Genomic DNA, 20,071 nt, shown 5'->3' on the forward strand with positions numbered 1-20,071 from the left:
CCGCTTGTCATAACCCCATCTCTCACGAGCTAGGGTCTCGGACACATCCGGGACGGTTCACCTGGGCGACAATCGCAACGCTCCTTTAGACAGCAAAGATGAACAACGTCGATCCGCAGGCTTGGCTCACCCAGACCCTTGAGCGCATCGCCAACGGCTGGCCCAGCAGCGATCTCAAGACGCTCATGCCGTGGAATTACGCCCGCTGAACGGCCTCGGCTTGCCGCTTACTTTCTTTGTTGTACATGACCACAATGATGACTGACAAAACGCAAAAGCCGCCCCCGTTAGATGGGAGCGGTAATTGATTTGAGATACTTGGTTGCGGGGGGTCTGATGCCGCAGAGATTTGTAAATTTGCGCCGCATTTAAAGACTGGAAAGCGTTAGGCGGTGCGGCACTGCATAGATGTTTCGTCAGTGCGAAGCTTTTCGCCCTAAGATCAGTCGCTCCAGTCCGCAAGCGGTTCGCCTGTGTCCAAGCGCGAGCGATAAACGACGGCTAAAGAAGAGCTGTAAACTCCGCTTTTGCAGCAGCCGGAACAACCAATGTCACTGCCCGTCCCATCGACTATAGATCACGACGCACCTGCCGGAACGGCAGGATCCGCACGACATGGCGGCATGCCCCGGCTTTATGCTGTGCTGGCCGGTCTCTATCTCGCCCAGGGCATCCCGACCTATCTGCTGCTCGTGGCGCTTCCGCCGTTGATGCGAGAGGCCGGTGCATCGCGCACGGCCATCGGCCTGTTTTCGCTGCTGATGCTGCCGCTGGTGCTGAAATTCGCCGTTGCGCCGTTCGTCGATCGCCATCGGCTTTTGCCCCGCTTGGGCCATCGCCGGGGCTGGATCGTGCCGACCCAGGCGCTGGTGTCGCTGGCCATCGCTGCCATGGCCTTGCTCGATCCATCCCAGGCATTGCCGCTCTTCGGCCTCGGCCTCTTCATCACGCTTCTGTCGTCGTTGCAGGATATCGCCACCGATGGGTACGCCGTACGCAACCTCAAGGGAGGCACGCGCGCCGTTGGCAATGCTGTTCAGGCAGGGGCTGTCGCGCTCGGCGTCATCATCGGCGGCACGCTGGTTCTGGTGCTCGTGCAAAAGATCGGTTGGACACCGACCATTCTCATCGTGGCAGTCCTGTCGCTCCTGCCGCTTGTCGCCACGCTCTATATGGCGGAAGACAGTGAGCTTGCGAAAACCGGTCCCACGCAGGTGAAGCCCAGCCTCTCAGCCTTCTTCCGCCGTCCTCATGCCTGGCTGATCCTCGGCTTTGCGCTCACATACCGCGCAAGCGAAGGCCTTGTGCGTGGCATGGAGGGCGTCTATCTCGTTGACATCAAGGTTCCGACAGCCTGGATCGGTTATCTCTCCGGCACGGCGGCTGCGACGGCGGGGCTCGCCGGCGCGCTGCTTGCGGCCATCATCATCCGAAGGCTCGGTCTCGGCACGACGCTGCTTTTGCTCGGTGGCTTGCGCAGCCTGTGCTTCCTCGCCTTTTCCCTCAGTGCCTTCGGTTTGGCGCCCGGCATTGCCGTGGCGCTCGCCGCCTCCGGTTTTCAGACACTGATCCGCTACATGGAACTGGTCGCGATCTATGCCTTCTTCATGAAATCCGCCTCCGACGACCAGCCAGGCACCGATTTCACGCTCCTCGCTTGCGCCGAACTTGTGGTCTACATTATCGGGACGTCACTCGCCGGCATCATCGCCGACCGTGTCGGTTATGCTTGGCTCTTCTCGCTGGCAACGGTGATCTCTGTCCTGGGCATCGCGCTGTCGCTGTCGATGCTGCGCCGGCTCAGGCAGCCGGCCGAACCTGCCGCTTGAGATCCGACGGCCGGATTTGGTAGCGGCTCCGAAACGACCGGTTGAAATAGGACAGGTCGTTGAAGCCGCATTGATAGGCCACGTCGGCGATCGACAGGCGCTCGCCCGAGGCCATCATCAACGTTTTTGCCCGCTCCAGCCGCCGCTCCAGCACATGGCGGGAAAAGGTCGTCCCGTCGCGCGAAAACAGTTTCTGGATTGCTCGAGGCGTGACCCCCTCGGCCAAGGCCACGTCATTGATCGAAAAGCCGCCATCGCCCAGGCGTGCGTCGATCAGCGTGCGGATGCGGGCCAGCCGATTATCCGGGATTGTCTCTTTGGCCCCACCTCCCAAGGCTTGCGAGAGAAGCGGCAGGAAATCGTAGAAATGGCTGACCATCATGGCCACATCTTCGGCCGTCTGCTGCTCGCTTTGCAGCAGATAGCCGGCATAGCTGGTCATCATGTGCAGCGGCAAACTGGCGGCGGACACTGTCTTCAACATTAGCGGCTCGATCGTCGCGCGATGGCGCTCGATGGCCTGCTCGGGCAGATGCGCGCAGTCCAGCCGCCCCCCGTCTGCCAAGGTGACGCGCAATTCGCTCAGCGCCGGCAGAAACACCACATCGCCGCTTTCCGCTTTGATCCACACCTGCGCCTGTTCCACCACAACGGGCTGGCCAACCGAACGCAGGAGCAGCACCCCGCGGTCCCGGCTTCCCTCACAGGTCAGCTTCACCGGTGTCTTCGGGAAGTAGACGGTCGCCAGGGATAGCAGCGGGCCTTGCCAGTGCAGACCATTGAGTCCGCTCAGGTCTTCCGCATCAAAGCTGATGCTGGCTCCTCCGGTCATGTCGATAAGGATGCTGCCGCACAGCACTCGGGCATCCGTGTCGGACAGTGTTGCAGAACCGAACTTCAAGGGGCGAAACAAGCTCATGCGAACGGTCAACTTTCCTCCGGAAACTTCGCGCTGGTCCAACCCGCGTTCGCCTCCATCCAAGCGCGGCCCACGGCCATGTCTTAAAGATGACAGAAGCAGTAGTGTTTTATCTCGCGTCGCTCAAGTCTTGAGCGTCGTGAAAATGAGAGTGATGAGGGGATCTATGACATTCAGTGGGGAACAAAGGCGTGAACTGGCAGCGACCCAGGCCTTGGCACGTTCGAGCACATCGTTGACGGCACTCGCGTTCGTTGCATTTCTGGCCGGCGCGAATGCAGGCCTTGCGCAGAATGCGGCCGGCGAAAATGCCGTGACGGCGACCGAGCCATCCGGCGAAACTGTTCTTGACCGCATCGTCCTCACCGGCAGCCGCGCCCCGGAAAAGATCTCCGAGATCGCGCGCACCATCAAGGTGGTCGATGAAGCCCAGATCAAGGCCGCCGCGCTGCAGGGCAAGAGCCTGCAGCAGATCCTCGCCGAAACAGTGCCTAGCTTCGATGCAGCGAGCGAGGGTTCCCGGACCAGTTACGGCCAGAACCTGCGCGGTCGCACGGCACTTGTGCTGATCGATGGCGTCTCGCTCAATTCCGCCCGTGGGCTCAGCCGCCAGTTCGATTCGATCGACCCATTCAACATCGCCCGCGTAGAGGTGCTATCCGGCGCCACCGCACTTTATGGCGGCAATGCCACCGGCGGGATCATTAATATCATCACCAAGAAGGGCCGGGACGCGGGCGATGGCCTGCATGCCGAAACCCAGGTCGGCATCGTCGGCGGCTTCCAGGGGAGCCAGGATCTCGACCGCAACGCGGCTGGCGCCGTCACCTATAACAGCGCCAACTGGGACGCACGCCTGTCGGTCTCCGGCAACAGAACCGGGGCCTACTACGATGGCTCTGGCGAGATGGTTACGCCCGACATCACCCAATCCTCGACCGCTTTCAACAAGCGCATCGACGTGATGGGCTCAGTCGGGGTGCAGATCGACGAAGATCGCCGCCTCGACGCGACGATGCAGTATTTCGACAGTGCTCAGGACAGCGATTACGGCCTCTATTATGGACCGTTTCTCTCCGGTCTCACCAATCCGAGGCTGTTTGAAGCCCGCTCCGGCTACTCATCGGATGTCGAGCCTCAAACCCGCCGCAAAATGCTGACGCTGAGCTATACCGATGCGGATTTCTTTGGTCAGCAATTGCTGTTGCAGGGAGCCGCGCGTAGCGAGGATATTGTCTTCAATCCCTTCCCCTCGACCGGCACCGCTGCCGGCACGTATTTCGGCGCCAGCCAGCAGAAGACCGAATACTACAGCTTCAAGGCTGCCATCGTGTCGGAACTCACAGACACGGTGACCCTGACATACGGCGTCGATGCCGATCGTGACAGTCTCTCGGCTGACCAATCGATTTTCAATCTGACTACGGCTGTTATGTCCGGCGGTCTGGATTTCGACACGATTGGCATCACTGGCCTCTATCCGGATATCGACGTTTCAACGATTGCGGGCTTTACCGAGGCCTCCTGGGAGGCAACTGACCGGCTGACTGTCAGCGGCGGCTTGCGCTACCAGTTTGCCAAGACGGAAGTTGGCGATTTCGTTGGCGCAGCCCAGCAGGTGGCGATCCTCAATCGTGCGGCGACCTCGGCCGATGCCATCCCCGGCGGCGATGTCAACTACGACGCGCTGCTGGTAAATGCCGGCGCGACCTATGACGTCACGCCAGACCAGCAGATCTATGCGAACTTCTCGCAAGGTTTCGAACTGCCGGATCCGGCTAAGTATTATGGGGTCGGCACTTACAAACTGTCCAATGGGCACTACGTCCTGAAAAACAGCGTCAACGTCTCCACCTCGGCACTCGAAGCGATCAAGACCGACAGTTTCGAAGTCGGATTCCGTCATGACGACGGCAGCCTCAATGTCACGACAGCTGCCTATTACTCGACCTCCGACCGCTCGATCAGCCTCAATCGCACGACGCTGACCATCGGGATGAACGACGAGAAGCGTCGGGTCTACGGTATCGAGGCAGAGGCTGGTTACAAATTCGACAACGGTTTCGATGTCGGTCTGCTCGGTCACTGGGTAAAGTCGGAAAAGAAGGGCGCCAATGGCTGGTACCAGGAATCGGTCGGCACGGCGAGCACGTCAAAGGCCGGCGGCCACATCGGCTGGGGCAACGAAGCTTTTTCCATCCGACTGACCGCCGAGCATGTCTTCAGTCTTGAGGATGACGCCGGTTACGAGATCGAAGGCTACAATCTCTTCAATCTCGGCGGTCGCTATACGTTCGCCGAACAGGCCACGACGATCAATTTCGGCATTCAGAACCTGTTCGATACGGATTACACCACGGTCTGGGGCTCTCGTGCGAAGGCGCTCTACGGCGGATTGGTCGACGAGTCGGTCTTCGATTATCACGGTCGTGGTCGCACCTTCGCAATTTCCATTACCAAGGTCTTCTGACCAAACACGAGATGGCGTGGAAGAGGTTCTGCGCCATCTCGGTGGCAGCCGAGGCCGAGCACAGCTGAGTAGCCCCAGATTTGGGGACGCCTTTATAACTTCCCAAAGTCCTCACTTGAGCCGTGCCGTGTTTGCCGGAGACCCGGCGCGTTAGAAGTAGGGTTATAACAAGCAAGACGACGAACAAGTTTCCGCTGAGGTCCGTGCACGCGCCGTTCGGATCGTGACGGAGCATGAAGCCGAACATCCTTCCCGATGGGCCTGGAGAGATCGTCGCGACTGGTGGTCATGAGGCGTGCGACAGTCCGTGCCAAGGGCGTACGGGTCAACGCCTCGAAATCCATCTTTTCCGGCTTTCTCCGAGGCGTCGCTCATTCGGTTACGACGCGAAGGCAGCCACGGAACCCGTGGCGCGTCGGCTCTCGCCACAAGTGTGTGCCATTGCGGTGACCGGCACTCCACTGTGCACCGAGCCATGGCAGAAAAACTTCAAGGGAGTTCTCCCGCACGCGGATCACGTCGGATCTCTGACCGCGCAGCACCCGCCTGACGACCCACGACTGTGCCCGGTGCGACGAATGATTTTTTGGTTGCAACACCGGACTTGGCCAAGTCCAGAATCGCGGCGTTCGTATTTCCTCGATGCAGATATCCCTGATATTTGGATCCGCTCAGCGGCCGTCAACAGGTCCGGATTGATCGTTGCGATCCCAGTCGCCGTTCTGATCTGTCGCATAGATTTGCGGTCGGCCTCAAGGAATGCCCGACTGGCGTTTTCCCAGACACCTGTCACCCTTCCATTGGCAATATCTAGGCCTCTGAGGGTGGCGAACGACACGCCTTGCGCCGATCCCTGGCGTTTTACCAATCAGGCTTCTTCGATGGCTCCAAGGTTTGCCTGAGCGGGATAGGATCGCTGGCGGTGAAGACGCCGATAAGGCGTTTGGGAGCCGACAGTTGGAGGCCAAAATTTACTACCAAAGCCCGGATTAAATTCGCAATGATCTGCGTTTGCAGATGCTCGCGCGGTGAAAAATGACCGAAGAAGCGGGGCACGGTCTTCTTACGAAGCAGTCGGTTGAGTCTGCCGATAACTCCAAGCGAACCGAGGTCAGCGATGCAAACGCTTCTGCTTAACAGGGACCAAGTCACGCATCTCGTCGACATGCGGCAGGTCATCGGCGCTGTGGAAGATGCCTACAAGGCGTATAGCAGCAATCAGGTGGAGCAACCCGACTATCTCAGCATCCACCTGCCGGAGGGGCGCGGAGAGATCGATTTCAAGCTGGGCTATCACAAGCAGACGGAACTGATCTCGATGAAGGCGCATTCCGGGGGCTTCAAGCACAACCCCCAGGCCTACGACGTCCCCAACAGCATGGGAACGATCCTCCTTTTCGACGCCAGAAGCGGCGCGCTGGCCTGTATCATAGACGGAAGCCTAATTACCGGTCTGCGAACCGGCGCCTCCGGTGCTGTCTCCGTTAAGGCGCTTGCGCGGAAAAACGCCCGGGCCATTACGGCAATCGGCACCGGCAATCAGGCGCGAATGCAGATCCGGGCGATCAGCCAGGTCATGCAGATCGAAGAAATTCACGCCTGGAGCCGCACGCCGGAAACCCTGTCCGCCTTCCAGAAAGACATCGAACGCGAATTCGATATATCGGTCAGGATTGCGGCGTCGAAAAAAGACGCTGTCGAAAAAGCAGATATCCTCATCACAACGACCCGCGGCAAGGGCGATCTGGTGCAGGCAGACTGGGTCAAGCCCGGCACCCATATTGTCGCCATCGGGACGGACCAGCGCGGCAAGCAGGAGCTTGACCCCGAACTGTTCAGAAACGCGAAAATCGTGGTCGATTCGATCTCTCAGTGCACGCAGAAGGGTGAAACCTATCACCCGCTCGCCAATAGAATCATCTCCATGGAATCCATTCACGCTGAAATCGGGCAGGTTCTGCTGGGCACGAAGCCCGGTCGAACAAGCGATGACGAAATAACGATCTTCGATTCAACCGGCATGGCCATACAGGATAACACCACGGCCGGTTCCATCTATCAGAACGCTCTCGCCGAAAATGTCGGCACATTCTTCTCTTTCATTGAGTGACGATCATGAGAACTTTCCCCACGATACAGGACATACTTGACGCGCGCGCGCGTCTGAAACCCCATATACGGCACACGCCACTTCTGCGCGCGGACAAGATCGAAAAGTCCGTGGGTTGCGAACTCTACCTCAAGCCAGAGATCTTGCAGGTTACCGGCGCCTTCAAAATACGCGGCGCGCTCAACAAGGCTCTTTCGCTTTCCCGTGACGATATTGCCAACGGTATCATCGCCACCTCATCGGGCAATCATGCGCAGGGATTGGCCTATGCCGCCAAAATGCTGGGCGTGAAAGCGATATTGGTGCTGCCAACAACCTCGCCCAAGATAAAGATCGAGAACACGAAGGCGCTGGGAGCAGAAGTCGTTCTCTTCGACGGCGACAATGCAGCCCGTTGGAAGCACGTTTACGAGATCGCCGCTGAAAACGACTACGTGCCCATCCACGCCTTCGAGGACCCGATCGTCATGGCGGGACAGGGAACGATTGGTTGCGAAATTCTCGACGATCTTGCGGATGTGGATACGGTCATCGTTCCCATGGGCGGCGGTGGCCTGATTTCCGGCATTGCCACTGCCATCAAGGAGACAAAACCGTCGGTCCGCGTCATTGGTGCAGAGCCTGCGCTGACCCCGAAATACCACCAAAGCCGGATCAACAAGGAGCGAACCTCTCTTCCCTTACTCAACACAATTGCAGACGGTCTGCGGCTCAGCGTACCGGCCAAGAACCCCTTCCCTATCATCGAGAAATATGTCGATGAAATCATACTGGTCGAGGATCAGCACATCATTGAGGGTATGCGTGTTCTGGCAAAGGATGCAAAACTTATCGCTGAACCAGCCGCCGCAATTACGATCGGCGCCTTGCTGGCCGGGTCTGTTGGCCTGAAGCCGAACGAAAAGGTCTGTGCCGTCCTGTCGGGCGGAAACTGGGACTTGAGCGATCTCGCGGCGATCTACGCCGACGGCTGAACGTTTGCCGGCTCGCGAAGCGTCGGCAAACACCATGAAATGGTTAGCGCCTCCGTGGCATCACGTGCCGCAGAATTTGCTCGATATCTCTCCGCTATCCTTGCAATTTTCCATCGAAATGAACGCGGCTTCGGCATGCAATCCCGCAAGAATCCGCCATTTTACTTCCTAGAGACATTGCCGAAGAAGAAGATCGCAGTGGCGCTTCTGTCTGGTGCCAGCAGATGATCTTCAGCCTGAAGGAGCGCGCGGTTTGACCTTTTTGTTTAACTCCGACGCCAGCCGCGGTTCAGTTTTTGCCGACGCCTTTGCCGCTGCATTGCCTGACATTCCGTTCTGCATGGATGCCGCAAGCGTGGATCCGGATGCGGTGCGGTATCTCATCACCTGGAAAGCACCGACCGATCTCTCTCGATATCACAATCTTGAGATCATCTTCTCGATCGGGGCGGGTGTTGATCAGTTCGATCTTGCGTTCATCCCCCATCATGTGAAGCTCGTGCGGATGGTCGAGGATGGCATCGTTCGGATGATGCAGGAATATGTGCTGCTGGCGACGCTGGCGCTCCATCGCAACCTGCCCGCCTATCTCGACCACCAGCGGAACAGGCGCTGGGCACCGCTCCCGCAGAGGCAGACAGCAGAACGGCGCGTCGGCATCCTCGGTCTTGGCATGCTGTCGCAGGCCGTTCTCCAACGCCTCAAACCGCTCGACTTTCCGCTGGCAGCGTGGAGCCGCAGTCCGCGATCTCTTGACGGGGTGACCTGCCATCATGGTGCAGACGGGCTCGAGACAATGCTGGCGCAGACCGATATCCTCGTCTGCCTTCTGCCCCTGACAGCACAAACCCACGGCATCTTGAATTCGGCTCTCTTTTCCAGACTGCCTAAGGGAGCTGCGCTGATCCATGTCGGTCGCGGTCCGCAGCTCGATCAAATGGCGATGCTTGCGGCGCTGGATAGCGATCACCTGAACGCGGCAATCATCGACGTTACCGACCCGGAGCCTCTGCCTGAAGATCATCCATTCTGGATGCATCCGAAGATTATCATGACACCGCATGTCGCCAGCGTCACTCAGCCGGTGAGCGCGGCAAGCGCCGTTATCGACAATATCCGGCGCCATCTTGCCGGTAGCGATCTCATCGGCCTCGTCGACCGAACACGCGGTTATTGACATTCAGGTTAATGCAGAGACGCCCGCAAGCGGTAGGGGCCAAACGGCTGGGCACCTGTCTTTACGCCTGACCGTTGATGATACAGTGCCCCTCCCAACGCTTCACGTTTCGGGAGAAGAGGTCCCCGTCACGGCGATGGCATCAATTTCCACCAGATATCCATAGTGGAGTTCTGGCACTGGTACGACAGTACGCGCCGGTCTCGCATCCCCCAGCTTTCGCGCATAGATCTGATTGAAGCGCGGCCAGTTGCTCACGCCCACGATATAGGCGGTCACCCGAACGAGGTCGGCAGGCGTGCCGCCGGCGGCCTTCAGGATCGCCAGCATATTGTCGATCGCCTGCTCGGCCTGCGTCTCGAAGGCGTCGGTGTCGAGCGGCGCACCATCCGGCCGGATGGGGAGTTGGCCGGAAATGTAAACGTGCTGACCGGCGATCTTTGCCTGCACATAATGGCCTGCCGGAGCCGGCGCATGATCGGTATTGACGTTGATAAATCCGGACATCACCAGCCTCCGAAGCGCGACCAGCGGGCGTCGACGGCGTGCGATGTTCCGCGCACGACATGATAGGCATCGTGTTGGGCGCCCGTCGCACAGGCATGGTTCGGCAGGATGCGCACGCGGTCGCCGACCGCGAGGTCTGGCAGTAGAGCATCGGAACCGGGCCGCACGGCGATGATGCCATGTTCCTGATTCGCATCCGCCACGATGATATCGCGGTAGAGCTTGCCTTCGATGTCGCAGACCAGACCGTAACCCTGATCAACCGCCTGTTTGGCTGTGCCACGGTCGCGCGACAGCGACATCCATCCGCCATCGGTGATGATCCATCCCTTCTCGTGCTGATGGCCTATGACTGTCGCCATGACGCTCATCGCAATTTCGTCGACTTGGCAGATGCCGACACCGGTCATGAAGAGATCGAAGAAGACGAAGACGCCGGCGCGGACTTCCGTAACACCCGATAAATCCAACGCGTGATGCGCGGTCGGTGTCGAGCCGACGCTGACGACCGGGCAAGGCAGGCCGGAGGCGCGCAGGAACTGTGCTGCCTCGACAACGGCCGCGCGCTCGGCTTCCGCGAACCGCTCTTGCGCTTCCGGTCCGCCGCCCTTGTAGCTGTCGCCCGCATGGGTCAGCACGCCGCGCAGTTCCGCGCCCGCCGCCAGGCTCTGCCCAATTTCCAGAAGCAAGATTTGATTGGTCGGCGCAACGCCCGAGCGGTGGCCGTCGCAGTCGATCTCGATCATGGCCGGGATCCGCGTCCCGGAATTCACCGACGCTTCCACAACCGCACGGGCCTGATCCACGTTGTCCAGAACGACCACGAGGTCAACCCCCCTCGCCCGCAACTCCAGAACGCGCGCCAGCTTGGCGGGCGTGATCCCGACCGCGTAGATCATATCGCGGACCCCGGCGGCGGCAAACTGCTCGGCTTCCTTGAGCGTGGAGACGGTCGCCGGTCCCTGCGGCGTCGTCATGACCCGGCGGGCGACTTCCACAGACTTGGCCGTCTTCAGATGGGGGCGAAGCGAAACGCCGAGACCGTCCAGTCGGGTTCTCAGCCGCGAAATATTCCGCTCCATCCGCTCGGCGTCCAGCACCAGACAGGGCGTTTCCAGCGATTCGAGCGTCATTGCGTTTTCCGTGCAGGTCATATCGACCACTGACTGTTCCATCGGTTCCAACTTTGCTTAGGTTTGATCTTGTTTCTGTACAGTGGTGAGGGCGTCAGTAGCCGAGAATGGATTTCGTCTCGAGATATTCCTCAAGCCCATAGACCCCATATTCGCGCCCGTTGCCTGACCGCTTGTAGCCGCCGAAGGCGGCCGCGCCGTCCCAAGCCGGATAATTGATGTGAACCTGGCCCGCCCGGATGCGCGCCGCGACCTTGCGCGCCCGCTCGCGATCAGAGGACTGCACATGGGCGCCGAGCCCGTATTCCGTGTCGTTGGCAATGACAATCGCCTCTTCCTCATCCCGGTAGGGCATGATGGAGAGCACTGGCCCGAAGATTTCCTCCCGCGCGATGCGCATGTCGGGTGTTACTTCGGAGAAGATCGTCGGTTGCGTGTAATAGCCGTGGTTCAGCCCGTTCGGGCGACCAAGGCCACCGACAATTAGTTTCCCGCCATCATCGATGCCGGCCCGGATCATCGTCTGCACGCGCTCGAACTGGGCGCGATTAGCGATGGGCCCCATGCTGGTCTGCGGATCGAGCGGATCGCCGACGACGAGCGCCTGCGCGGCCTTTGCCGCCAGCATCTCGACTTCCGCAAGCCGGTGAGCAGGAACCAGCATCCGCGTCGGCGCGCTGCACGACTGACCGACATTGCGCATGCCCGCCAGCACGCCCTTTGGCACCGCCTCTTCGAAATGTGCGTCGTCGAGAAGAATATTCGGCGACTTGCCGCCGAGTTCCTGCACGACGCGCTTTACGGTCGGAGCAGCGGCCTGCGCCACCAGGACACCGGCGCGGGTGGAGCCCGTGATCGAGATCATATCGACTTCCGGATGACACGACAGAGCCGCACCGACGCTTTCGCCGGTGCCGTTGACGAGATTGAACACGCCCGGCGGCGTGCCAGCATCATGCATCAGCTGCGCGAAGAGGAGCGCGCTGTACGGCGACAATTCGCTTGGCTTCAGCACGATGGTGCAGCCGGCGGCAATGGCAGGCGCCACTTTCGCGGTGATCTGGTAGAGCGGCCAGTTCCAGGGGGTGATCAGGGCGCAGACGCCGATGGCTTCCTTGGCCGTGGCACGGTTCCCGTCCACGGTCACGAACCGGTATTTTTCCAGCACCTCCATCTGCACCCGGATATGCTCGGCGGCAAACGGCACCTGCGTGGCGCGGGCAAAGCTGATTGCGGCGCCCATTTCCGAGACAACGGCCTCCGCAAAGACCTCGGCGCGCTCATTGAGCAGCGCGTGCATCCTGCCGAGCAGAGCGAGCCTCTCCGGGACAGGCATTTGCGAGAAGGCCGGAAACGCCTTGCGGGCGGCGGCAACGGCCAAATCCACATGGCGAGCGTTGCCACCAGCAACATGGCCCGTCACCATTTCCGACGCCGGATCGATTACTGGGAGCCGATCGACATCGGAAAAATACTGCCACTGTCCGTCGATGTAGAAGCTGTTTTCTCGTTCGATCATGGAGATGTCCTTGCGTATAAGACGGTGGCCATTCAAGCGCGACACCTGAAAGTGCGGAGGGGTGAGTGCGAGCTCGGTTCAGCGCGCTCGGAAAAAGAAATGGCAATATGATTTAGCCGAGCGTCTGGCTGACCAGCGAATAGGTGATGGGTGCATCGGCCTCGCCGGACGCAAAATCGGCGAGCGACTTTCCGAGCGACATTGTCAGGACTGTATCGAACACGGCAAGACCGCTGCGTACGACGAGAAGTGCAAAATCGCCCGTCTCGAAATGTGTGTCGAGACGCAGGAACCGTCCCTCATGATCGCGGATATGCGGCGCCACGACGGCCATCGCGTCCTCATCATTCGAGGCCACGATGGGACCGACGACATGGCCGCGCCCAAAGCGGCGACACAGGGCGAAGGCGACGAGGCGCCCGTCGCGGAAGAGACCGTAACCGCGAGAGTGCTGGAAAAGCTTGGCCATCAGCTCCGTCCGCGCCACCCCGAAAGCGCCCGCGTCCAGTCGCGCCGCCGCGTCCACGTCGGCATCCGTCAACGGGCGAAGTTCGCCGGAGACAGTCAGATCGGCCGGCGGATGCGTCGCGACGCCCTGACACTGATACACTTTCTTTTCCGGCTTGAAGCCGAGCGACAGATAGAGGCGCTGGGCGGCCCGCGTCGCGTTGAGGCGGAGATTAACGCCGGCCAGATCCTTCAGCGCATATTCCATCAGCCAGAGGCCGGTTCCTTGCGTTTGCAGGCGCGGCGAGGTGATGACCATGCCGATGGTCGCGAGCTCCGGCGATTGGCTGAACCACATGGCCGAACTCATGATGCGGCCGATCTCATCGGTCGCCACCACGCCCTTGCCGACCTCGCGCAGGAATTGCCAGTCCTCGGCCCGATGCGGCCAGCCAACGGAAATAGACAGGGCGTGCAGCTGCCCAAGATCGGCATCAGCCACATCGCCGATCTCCATGGCGAAGGCATCGATCTGAAGTTTCTCGCTTGGCATCATGGTTTCGACCACCGATCCATTCTTGAACTGTTCACGATCAGGCTGCCACAGCGATGCGCGGCAGCACATGCATCATAAAGTCCCCTCACCGCACAATTTGCTCGAAAATTCCGTCGACGCGCAACATTCGACCGAAACGCATGCAGGTTCCGCATGGAATCCTGTCGAAAAGCGCCATCCTGAAGCACCGCCGAAGCATGTCACAGACGTGCCAAAGCCGCATCGGGGAATACATGAACGCGACCGAAATTCTGGAAAAGCTGGTGTCTTTCCCATCCGTCGTCGGCACGCCGAACGGCGAAATTGTCGGCTGGATCCGTCATTACCTGAGCGCCCATGACATCGATGCGGCCTTGTATGCAGGGCCGGAAGGCGACCGCTGCAACCTCTTCGCAACGATCGGGCCGGCGAATGTACCCGGTTATCTCGTCTCCGGCCATATGGATGTCGTGCAGGCCGAGGCGAGCGAATGGACGTCGGCCCCCTTTCGGCTCCGCCGCAATGGCGAAAAGCTCTTCGGGCGCGGCACGACCGACATGAAGGGCTGTCTCGCCGCAACGCTGGCCGCCGTGCCGCAATTGGTAAAGGCCCGGCTTAAGCGACCAATCCATCTCGCCTTCTCCTATGACGAGGAGGCCGGTTGCCGCGGCGTGCCGCATCTGATTGCACGGCTGCCCAAGCTGTGCGCGCCGCCACTTGGTGCAATCATCGGCGAACCGAGCAATATGCGCGCCGTGCTCGCCCACAAAGGCAAGGCCGCTGCCCGCGTCACCGTGCGCGGTCGTGCCGGCCACTCGTCGCGCCCCGACCTCGGGCTCAACGCCGTTCATGCCATCGCGAGCGTGCTCAATGCGGCTATCGAGCAGGCGCAGAAGCTGACTGAAGGTCCCTTCGACGCAGCCTTTGAGCCCGCCTATTCCTCGCTCCAGGTCGGAACGATTGCCGGCGGCAAGGCCATCAACATCATCCCCGATCTCTGCGCGCTGGAGTTGGAGGCCCGGGCCATTTCCGGCGTGCGCCCGAACGGTCTGCTTGCGTCTGTTCGGGAGAAGGCCGAAGCGCTCCGCACGGCGGGGTTTGAGGTGGAATGGGAAGATGTCAGCGCCTATCCGGCGCTTGCTCTGTCTCCCAAGAGACCGCTGGCTGAGCTCGTGGAAGACTTGACCGGCCAGACACCGATTAGTGCAGTTAGCTACGGCACCGAGGCCGGGCTCTACCAGGCGGCGGGTGTCGATGCGATTATCTGCGGCCCAGGCGATATCGACAGAGCCCACAAGCCGGACGAATTCATTCTGACAAGCGAGCTTGCTGCCTGCCAGCGCTTCATCGAAGCGCTTGGCGATCGCTGCACCACGTGAAGGATCATCTCACAGGCTGTCGGGCTACCGACCAGCCTCAACTCATCCCACAAACCGACCCTCGAAAGGAATGACATGTCCCTCCTCAAGACCCTCGACCCGAACCCGACCTTTACGCCCCGCGAATCCGGCCCGTTGCCTGAGCGGCTGATCACTGGCTCGCCTGCCTTCAGGACCTGGGCGATGGATGAGGCGAAGGACGGCAAGGTGCTTTCCGGCGTCTGGGAAGCAACACCCGGCGAAACGAAGTCCATCAAGGGCGAAGTCTTCGAATTCTGCCACATTCTCTCCGGCGTTGTCGAAATCACGCCCGATGGCGGCCAGCCGATCGTGTACAAGGCCGGCGACAGCTTTGTGATGAAGCCCGGCTTCACTGGCGTCTGGAAGACGATCGAAACCGTCCGGAAAATTTATGTCGTCGTCAACTGACGGGACCGAAGGAGGAAGCATCGTGAACACGCATAAGATAGCATTGATCCCCGGTGACGGTATTGGACGCGATGTCACAAATGCTGCCTGGGCCGTCCTGCAAACTGTGGCGAATACCTCCGGCTTTGCACTGGAAGGCACCGAATTCCCGTGGTCCTGCGCCTTCTACAAGCAAACTGGCCGTATGATGCCGGAAGACGGCATCGAGACGCTCCGCGGTTTCGATGCTATTCTACTCGGCGCGGTCGGCTGGCCGGCGGAAGTTCCAGATTCGGTGTCGCTGCACGGCCTACTCCTGCCGATCCGCAAGGCCTTCGTGCAATATGCCAATATCCGCCCACACCGGCTGCTGCCGGGGGTCGAGGGGCCGCTGAAGGCCGAAGGCTTCGACATTCTCTGCATCCGCGAGAATACCGAAGGTGAATACTCAGGGGCTGGCGGCCGCGTACACCAGGGGACGGAAGATGAAGTGGCGGTGGAAACCGCGATCTTCACTCGCACTGCTGTCGAACGCATTCTTCGCTTTGGCTTCGAGCAGGCCCGCGCGCGCCGCGGCAAGCTCGCCTCGGTGACCAAATCCAATGCGCAGAAACATTCCATGGTGTTCTGGGACGAGATCACCCGGAAAGTCGCTGCCGACTACCCGGATGTCGAAGTAACGAGCTATCATGTCGATGCGATCTCCGCCCGCATGATCATGGCCCCGGAAAGCCTCGATGTCGTCGTCGCCTCCAATCTCTTCGGCGACATTCTGACAGACATCGGCGCTGCCATCCAGGGCGGCCTCGGCTTTGCGGCGTCTGCCAACATCAACCCGGGCCGCTCCGCACCCTCCATGTTCGAACCCGTCCACGGTTCGGCCCCGGATATTGCCGGCAAGGGCATCGCCAATCCAATGGCCACCATCTGGTCTGGCGCGATGATGCTGGATCATCTCGGCGAAAAGGACGCCGCAGCGCGCGTGATGGCTGCGTTGTCGAGCGTCACGGCAATAGGGATCGGCACCGTTCCGGGCAAGGATTCCACCGATGCAATCACCGCTGCGGTCATTGCCGCCCTTACCTCTTCGAAGGACTAAATCCATGCTGAACCTCAAGGACAAGAGCCTGCTGCGCCAGGCCGGTCTCATCAATGGCGAATGGATCGCCGCCCGCTCGGGCAAGACCGTCGATGTGATCGACCCAGCCACCCAAGACGCCATCGGCACCATTCCGGACATGGGCGGTGAAGAGACCCGCGCCGCTGTCGTCGCGGCCGAAGCGGCCTTCAGGCTCTGGAAGACGAAGACCAATGCCGAGCGGGCCGTGATCATCGAAAAATGGTTCGATCTGATGATCGAGAATGTCGATGATCTGGCGCTGATCCTGACCTTGGAGCAGGGCAAGCCGCTGGACGAGGCGCGCGGCGAGATCCGCTATGGCGCCTCCTTCGTCAAATGGTTTGCCGAGGAAGCCCGTCGCATTAATGGCCAGATGATCCCCGCGCCCTCGCGCGACCGCCGCATTCTGGTGATGAAGGAACCGGTGGGCGTCTGCGGCATCATCACGCCGTGGAATTTCCCCAATGCGATGATCACCCGCAAGGTGGCGCCCGCGCTCGCTGCCGGCTGCACGGTCGTCATAAAGCCGTCCGAGTTCACCCCCTATTCGGCACTGGCGCTGGGCGCACTCGCCGAACGCGCCGGCATTCCGGCGGGGGTTATCAACATCGTCACCGGCATGCCGACCGAGATCGGCAACGAGCTGATGGCCAATGAGACCGTGCGCAAGATCTCCTTCACCGGCTCGACCCGCGTCGGCTCGTTGCTGATGCGCGGGGCTGCCGAGAGCGTCAAGCGGCTGAGCCTGGAGCTTGGCGGCAATGCGCCGTTCATCGTGTTCGACGACGCCGATCTCGATCTCGCCGTCGAAGGCGCGCTTGCCTCCAAGTTTCGCAATGGCGGCCAGACCTGCGTCTGCGCCAACCGCATCCTCGTGCAATCGGGCATCTACGACGCCTTCGCTGCCAAGCTCAAGGCCCGCGTCGATACCATGAAGGTCGGTCCGGGCACGCAAGCCGGCGTTTCCATCGGCCCGATGATCAACGCCACCGCCATCGACAAGATCGAACGCCATGTGGCCGATGCCCTTTCCAAGGGAGCGAAGATCATCACCGACACGCCCGTCATGCCGAAAGGCGCGCAGTATACTGCGCCGCTGGTGCTGACGGGCGCGACCATCGACATGCAGCTCGCCACGGAAGAAACCTTCGGCCCCGTCGCCCCGCTCTTCCGCTTCGAGACGGAGGAAGAGGCCATCGCGATTGCCAATGGCACGCCCTTCGGGCTCGCGTCCTATTTCTACACCGAAAACATGAAACGCGCCTGGCGCGTCGGCGAGGCGCTGGAATTCGGCATGGTGGCGCTCAACACAGGTTTAATCTCCATGGAAGTCTCCCCCTTCGGCGGCGTCAAGCAATCCGGCCTCGGCCGCGAGGGCGCGCAGATGGGGATTGAGGAATATCTGGAAACAAAGAGCTTCCACATGGGTGGGCTGGCCTGACGACCGGGAAAGGCGGCCGAAAGATCGCCCGTTTTCCTCATTGACAATCAGGAATAAAACGAAGGCGCGGATTGCTTGCAATCGGCGCCTCAAGTTTGAGCCGGGAGGAGGCTCACTGAAACCTGTCGAGCATCTTGTAATATTGCCCCACCAGCGGCAAGAACCAGGGCTTGCCAAAATGGCCAGGAACGGCGGGCCAAGGGTAGTCGCGCATGGGGTTGCGGTCGGCGCGGCCGAGGATGGCATCGGCGACCGTCATGCCCAGATAGGTGGAGAGCTGCGCGCCGTGGCCGGAATAACCCATGGCGTACCACAGACCGTCATGGAAGCCGGCGCGCGGATAGCGGTCGGCGGTCATATCAACGAGACCACCCCAGCAATAGTCGATGTCGATGCCCTTCAATTGCGGGAAGATACGCTCCATGCTGTCGCGCAGGATTTCGCCGCTCTTGGAATCGGAGCGTTGATCCGAGGTCGCCGAAAAACGGGCGCGGCCGCCGAAGATCAGGCGGTTGTCGGGCGCAAGCCGCCAGTAATTGCCGATATTCATCGTGTTGACGCAGGTTCGGTTGCCCGGCATCACGGCTTGCACTTCGCTATCCGTCAGCGGGCGCGTGGCGATGAGGAAGCTGCCCACAGCGATGATGCGGCGGCGGAACCAGCTGAAATTCTTCGTCGTGTAAGCTCCGGTCGCCATGATGACATTGGCGACCGTGACCGTCCCGCGCGAGGTTTGTAGCGTGTGCACGCCATTCGCCTCCTTATGGTCCGTGACTGTCGTACCTTCAAAAAATGTCGCGCCATGCCGCACGGCAGCTTCAGCCAGACCGACGACATAGCGACCCATATGCATCATAGCGCTCTTCTTCGACAGCATCGCCCCGTGGAAGGGCGAGCCGATCTCACGTTTCAGCTCTTCCGCCAAGAGCAGCGCCGTGTCGGGATCGCATTCCTTGTTCAGTGCTTCGAAATTGCGGGCAAGCGCTTCGAAATGCTGCGGCTTGGAGGCGAGCTTCAGCTTGCCTGAGCGGCGGAAGTTGCAGTCGATCCCCTCTTCGGCGATGAGCGCCTCGATGATGTCGATGGAAGCGTCCAGTGCATGGTAGAGCGCGATGGCGCGTTCCTTTCCAAGCTCTGACTTGGCGCCGAGATAGCTATGCGCCAACCCGTTGTTCAGATGCCCACCATTGCGGCCCGAGGCGCCGAAGCCGACGCGCTCGGCCTCCAGTACGACAACCTTCGCCCCCACCCTGGCCAGCTGCCGCGCGGCGGCGAGCCCGGTAAAGCCTGCCCCGACGACGGCCACATCGTAATGACCGTCGACCGGGCCCTGTGCAGCTCCCGCAAAGGCCGGCGCCGTGTCATGCCAATAGGAGACGAATTTCATCGTGCTCACGCTTTCTCAAAGACCCACAACGCCCGGCAGGCCAGAAATGTCGGCGATTTCCGTATAGCCGTAATAGGGGTTGGCCGGCTCATGGCCGCGATTGACCCAGACCTTGTTCGTGATGCCGAGATCATGCGCCGACATCAGGTCGTAGCGGAAGGAGGAGGAGACATGCAGGATGTCTTCGGGGGCGCAGCCAAGCATGTCAAACATGTATTCAAAAGCCTGGAAGCGCGGCTTGTAGGCCTGTGCCTGTTCGGCTGTATAGACGGCATGGAAGGGCGCGCCGAGCTTTTCGATATTCGACATGATCTGCGAGTTCATGGCATTGGACAGGATCACCAGCGGAATTTCTTTGGCCACCTTGGCAAGCCCCGCTGGCACATCGGCATGCGGACCCCAAGTCGGCACGCGTTCGTAAACCATCTGCGCGTCCTCGTCCTTGAAGGTCACGCCATTGGCCTTGCAGGTGCGCGATAGCGAATTGTGAACGACCTCTGCATAAGGCTTCCAAGCACCCATGATCTCGTCCAGGCGATAGGCGGAGAAGTTGCGGATGAACTTCTGCATGGCCTGCTCGTCGAGCCGGTCGCCGTAAAGATCGCGGGCCGCACCCGCCATATCGAAATTGATCAGCGTGCCGTAGCAGTCGAAGGACACGTATTTCGGACGAATGGCCATCAAGTTCTTCCTCTGGCGTTCTGTTTCATTGACCT

At 60.5% G+C, this 20,071-nt stretch carries 16 protein-coding genes and 2 pseudogenes; 10 read left to right on the forward strand and 8 right to left on the reverse strand.

All coding sequences use genetic code 11. From position 1 onward, the window contains the following. Positions 1-50: 50 nt before the first annotated feature. Positions 51-209: pseudogene (locus tag G6N78_RS20990) on the forward strand (transposase domain-containing protein); the annotation flags it as partial. Between the two features lie 414 nt (positions 210-623). After that, the gene (locus tag G6N78_RS20995) at positions 624-1,829 is read left to right on the forward strand and encodes a RhtX/FptX family siderophore transporter (RefSeq protein ID WP_234906070.1); all 1,206 of its coding nucleotides are present in this window, start codon (positions 624-626) and stop codon (positions 1,827-1,829) included. Here the strand turns inward: G6N78_RS20995 and G6N78_RS21000 are convergent. After that, a complete protein-coding gene (locus G6N78_RS21000; RefSeq protein ID WP_234906071.1) occupies positions 1,801-2,790 on the reverse strand; it encodes an AraC family transcriptional regulator in 990 nt (329 codons plus the stop codon). The two genes, G6N78_RS20995 and G6N78_RS21000, sit on opposite strands and share 29 nt — an antisense overlap. Before the next feature lie 124 nt (positions 2,791-2,914). On the opposite strand from G6N78_RS21000, the gene rhtA reads away from it, so the two are divergent. After that, positions 2,915-5,218: a TonB-dependent siderophore receptor RhtA gene (rhtA, locus tag G6N78_RS21005; protein ID WP_165223461.1), complete on the forward strand. Its 2,304-nt coding sequence runs from the start codon at positions 2,915-2,917 to the stop codon at positions 5,216-5,218. Positions 5,219-5,478: 260 nt separating this feature from the next. Here rhtA and G6N78_RS26115 read toward each other — a convergent pair. Then, positions 5,479-5,996 (reverse strand): annotated as a pseudogene (locus G6N78_RS26115) (ISL3 family transposase); the annotation flags it as partial. Positions 5,997-6,335: 339 nt separating this feature from the next. Between G6N78_RS26115 and G6N78_RS21010 the strand changes: the two are divergent. The 3 genes from G6N78_RS21010 to G6N78_RS21020 all read left to right on the forward strand — a co-directional run bounded on the left by G6N78_RS21010 (position 6,336) and on the right by G6N78_RS21020 (position 9,479). Then, entirely contained in the window at positions 6,336-7,328 is a 993-nt protein-coding gene (locus G6N78_RS21010; protein ID WP_165223463.1) for an ornithine cyclodeaminase family protein, read from the forward strand. Positions 7,329-7,333: 5 nt separating this feature from the next. Then, positions 7,334-8,302 carry a threonine/serine dehydratase family protein gene (locus tag G6N78_RS21015; RefSeq protein ID WP_165223465.1) on the forward strand — a complete coding sequence of 323 codons (969 nt, stop codon included), beginning with the start codon at positions 7,334-7,336 and terminating at the stop codon, positions 8,300-8,302. Positions 8,303-8,555: 253 nt separating this feature from the next. Continuing rightward, positions 8,556-9,479 (forward strand): 2-hydroxyacid dehydrogenase, encoded by a 924-nt coding sequence (locus G6N78_RS21020; protein WP_165223467.1) that lies wholly within the window; start codon positions 8,556-8,558, stop codon positions 9,477-9,479. A 102-nt stretch (positions 9,480-9,581) separates the two neighbouring features. Here the strand turns inward: G6N78_RS21020 and G6N78_RS21025 are convergent, their stop codons facing one another. The 4 genes from G6N78_RS21025 to G6N78_RS21040 form a co-directional block, all read right to left on the reverse strand. After that, positions 9,582-9,986 (reverse strand): RidA family protein, encoded by a 405-nt coding sequence (locus G6N78_RS21025; RefSeq protein ID WP_165223469.1) that lies wholly within the window; start codon positions 9,984-9,986, stop codon positions 9,582-9,584. Beyond that, positions 9,986-11,119, reverse strand: a complete 1,134-nt coding sequence (locus tag G6N78_RS21030; RefSeq protein ID WP_206531681.1) for an alanine racemase — start codon at positions 11,117-11,119, stop codon at positions 9,986-9,988. Before G6N78_RS21030 ends, G6N78_RS21025 begins: the two co-directional genes overlap by 1 nt. Before the next feature lie 94 nt (positions 11,120-11,213). After that, positions 11,214-12,638: an aldehyde dehydrogenase family protein gene (locus G6N78_RS21035; RefSeq protein ID WP_165223473.1), complete on the reverse strand. Its 1,425-nt coding sequence runs from the start codon at positions 12,636-12,638 to the stop codon at positions 11,214-11,216. A gap of 112 nt (positions 12,639-12,750) precedes the next feature. After that, positions 12,751-13,641 carry a GNAT family N-acetyltransferase gene (locus tag G6N78_RS21040; protein WP_165223476.1) on the reverse strand — a complete coding sequence of 297 codons (891 nt, stop codon included), beginning with the start codon at positions 13,639-13,641 and terminating at the stop codon, positions 12,751-12,753. Positions 13,642-13,874: 233 nt separating this feature from the next. Here G6N78_RS21040 and argE point away from each other — a divergent pair, with 233 nt between their 5' ends. From argE to G6N78_RS21060, 4 genes are all read left to right on the forward strand, one after another. After that, the gene (gene argE / locus G6N78_RS21045) at positions 13,875-14,999 is read left to right on the forward strand and encodes an acetylornithine deacetylase (protein ID WP_165223479.1); all 1,125 of its coding nucleotides are present in this window, start codon (positions 13,875-13,877) and stop codon (positions 14,997-14,999) included. 75 nt (positions 15,000-15,074) lie between these two features. After that, positions 15,075-15,428, forward strand: a complete 354-nt coding sequence (locus tag G6N78_RS21050; protein WP_165223482.1) for a cupin domain-containing protein — start codon at positions 15,075-15,077, stop codon at positions 15,426-15,428. A gap of 22 nt (positions 15,429-15,450) precedes the next feature. Beyond that, on the forward strand, positions 15,451-16,506 hold the full coding sequence (locus G6N78_RS21055; protein WP_165223485.1) for a tartrate dehydrogenase: 1,056 nt from the start codon (positions 15,451-15,453) through the stop codon (positions 16,504-16,506). A gap of 4 nt (positions 16,507-16,510) precedes the next feature. Then, complete coding sequence (locus G6N78_RS21060) at positions 16,511-17,968, forward strand: NAD-dependent succinate-semialdehyde dehydrogenase (RefSeq protein ID WP_165223488.1); 1,458 nt, start codon at positions 16,511-16,513, stop codon at positions 17,966-17,968. Positions 17,969-18,080: 112 nt separating this feature from the next. On the opposite strand, the gene G6N78_RS21065 is transcribed toward G6N78_RS21060, so the two are convergent. Both G6N78_RS21065 and G6N78_RS21070 read right to left on the reverse strand, forming a co-directional pair. Next, entirely contained in the window at positions 18,081-19,355 is a 1,275-nt protein-coding gene (locus tag G6N78_RS21065) for an NAD(P)/FAD-dependent oxidoreductase (protein WP_165225336.1), read from the reverse strand. A 15-nt stretch (positions 19,356-19,370) separates the two neighbouring features. After that, a complete protein-coding gene (locus G6N78_RS21070; RefSeq protein WP_165223491.1) occupies positions 19,371-20,039 on the reverse strand; it encodes a haloacid dehalogenase type II in 669 nt (222 codons plus the stop codon). Between the last annotated feature and the right edge of the window lie 32 nt (positions 20,040-20,071).

Source organism: Allorhizobium pseudoryzae, from assembly GCF_011046245.1.
In the GTDB taxonomy this organism is placed as follows: domain Bacteria; phylum Pseudomonadota; class Alphaproteobacteria; order Rhizobiales; family Rhizobiaceae; genus Neorhizobium; species Neorhizobium pseudoryzae.

Excerpts from the sequence above, each read along its gene's own strand:
- G6N78_RS20995 (WP_234906070.1), top strand. The coding sequence starts at position 624 with ATGCCCCGGCTTTATGCTGTGCTGGCCGGTCTCTATCTCGCCCAGGGC.
- G6N78_RS21030 (WP_206531681.1), bottom strand. The coding sequence starts at position 11,119 with ATGACGCTCGAATCGCTGGAAACGCCCTGTCTGGTGCTGGACGCCGAG.
- G6N78_RS21040 (WP_165223476.1), bottom strand. The coding sequence starts at position 13,641 with ATGATGCCAAGCGAGAAACTTCAGATCGATGCCTTCGCCATGGAGATC.
- G6N78_RS21050 (WP_165223482.1), top strand. The coding sequence starts at position 15,075 with ATGTCCCTCCTCAAGACCCTCGACCCGAACCCGACCTTTACGCCCCGC.
- G6N78_RS21015 (WP_165223465.1), top strand. The coding sequence starts at position 7,334 with ATGAGAACTTTCCCCACGATACAGGACATACTTGACGCGCGCGCGCGT.
- G6N78_RS21035 (WP_165223473.1), bottom strand. The coding sequence starts at position 12,638 with ATGATCGAACGAGAAAACAGCTTCTACATCGACGGACAGTGGCAGTAT.
- G6N78_RS21065 (WP_165225336.1), bottom strand. The coding sequence starts at position 19,355 with ATGAAATTCGTCTCCTATTGGCATGACACGGCGCCGGCCTTTGCGGGA.
- argE (WP_165223479.1), top strand. The coding sequence starts at position 13,875 with ATGAACGCGACCGAAATTCTGGAAAAGCTGGTGTCTTTCCCATCCGTC.
- G6N78_RS21060 (WP_165223488.1), top strand. The coding sequence starts at position 16,511 with ATGCTGAACCTCAAGGACAAGAGCCTGCTGCGCCAGGCCGGTCTCATC.
- rhtA (WP_165223461.1), top strand. The coding sequence starts at position 2,915 with ATGACATTCAGTGGGGAACAAAGGCGTGAACTGGCAGCGACCCAGGCC.
- G6N78_RS21025 (WP_165223469.1), bottom strand. The coding sequence starts at position 9,986 with ATGTCCGGATTTATCAACGTCAATACCGATCATGCGCCGGCTCCGGCA.
- G6N78_RS21010 (WP_165223463.1), top strand. The coding sequence starts at position 6,336 with ATGCAAACGCTTCTGCTTAACAGGGACCAAGTCACGCATCTCGTCGAC.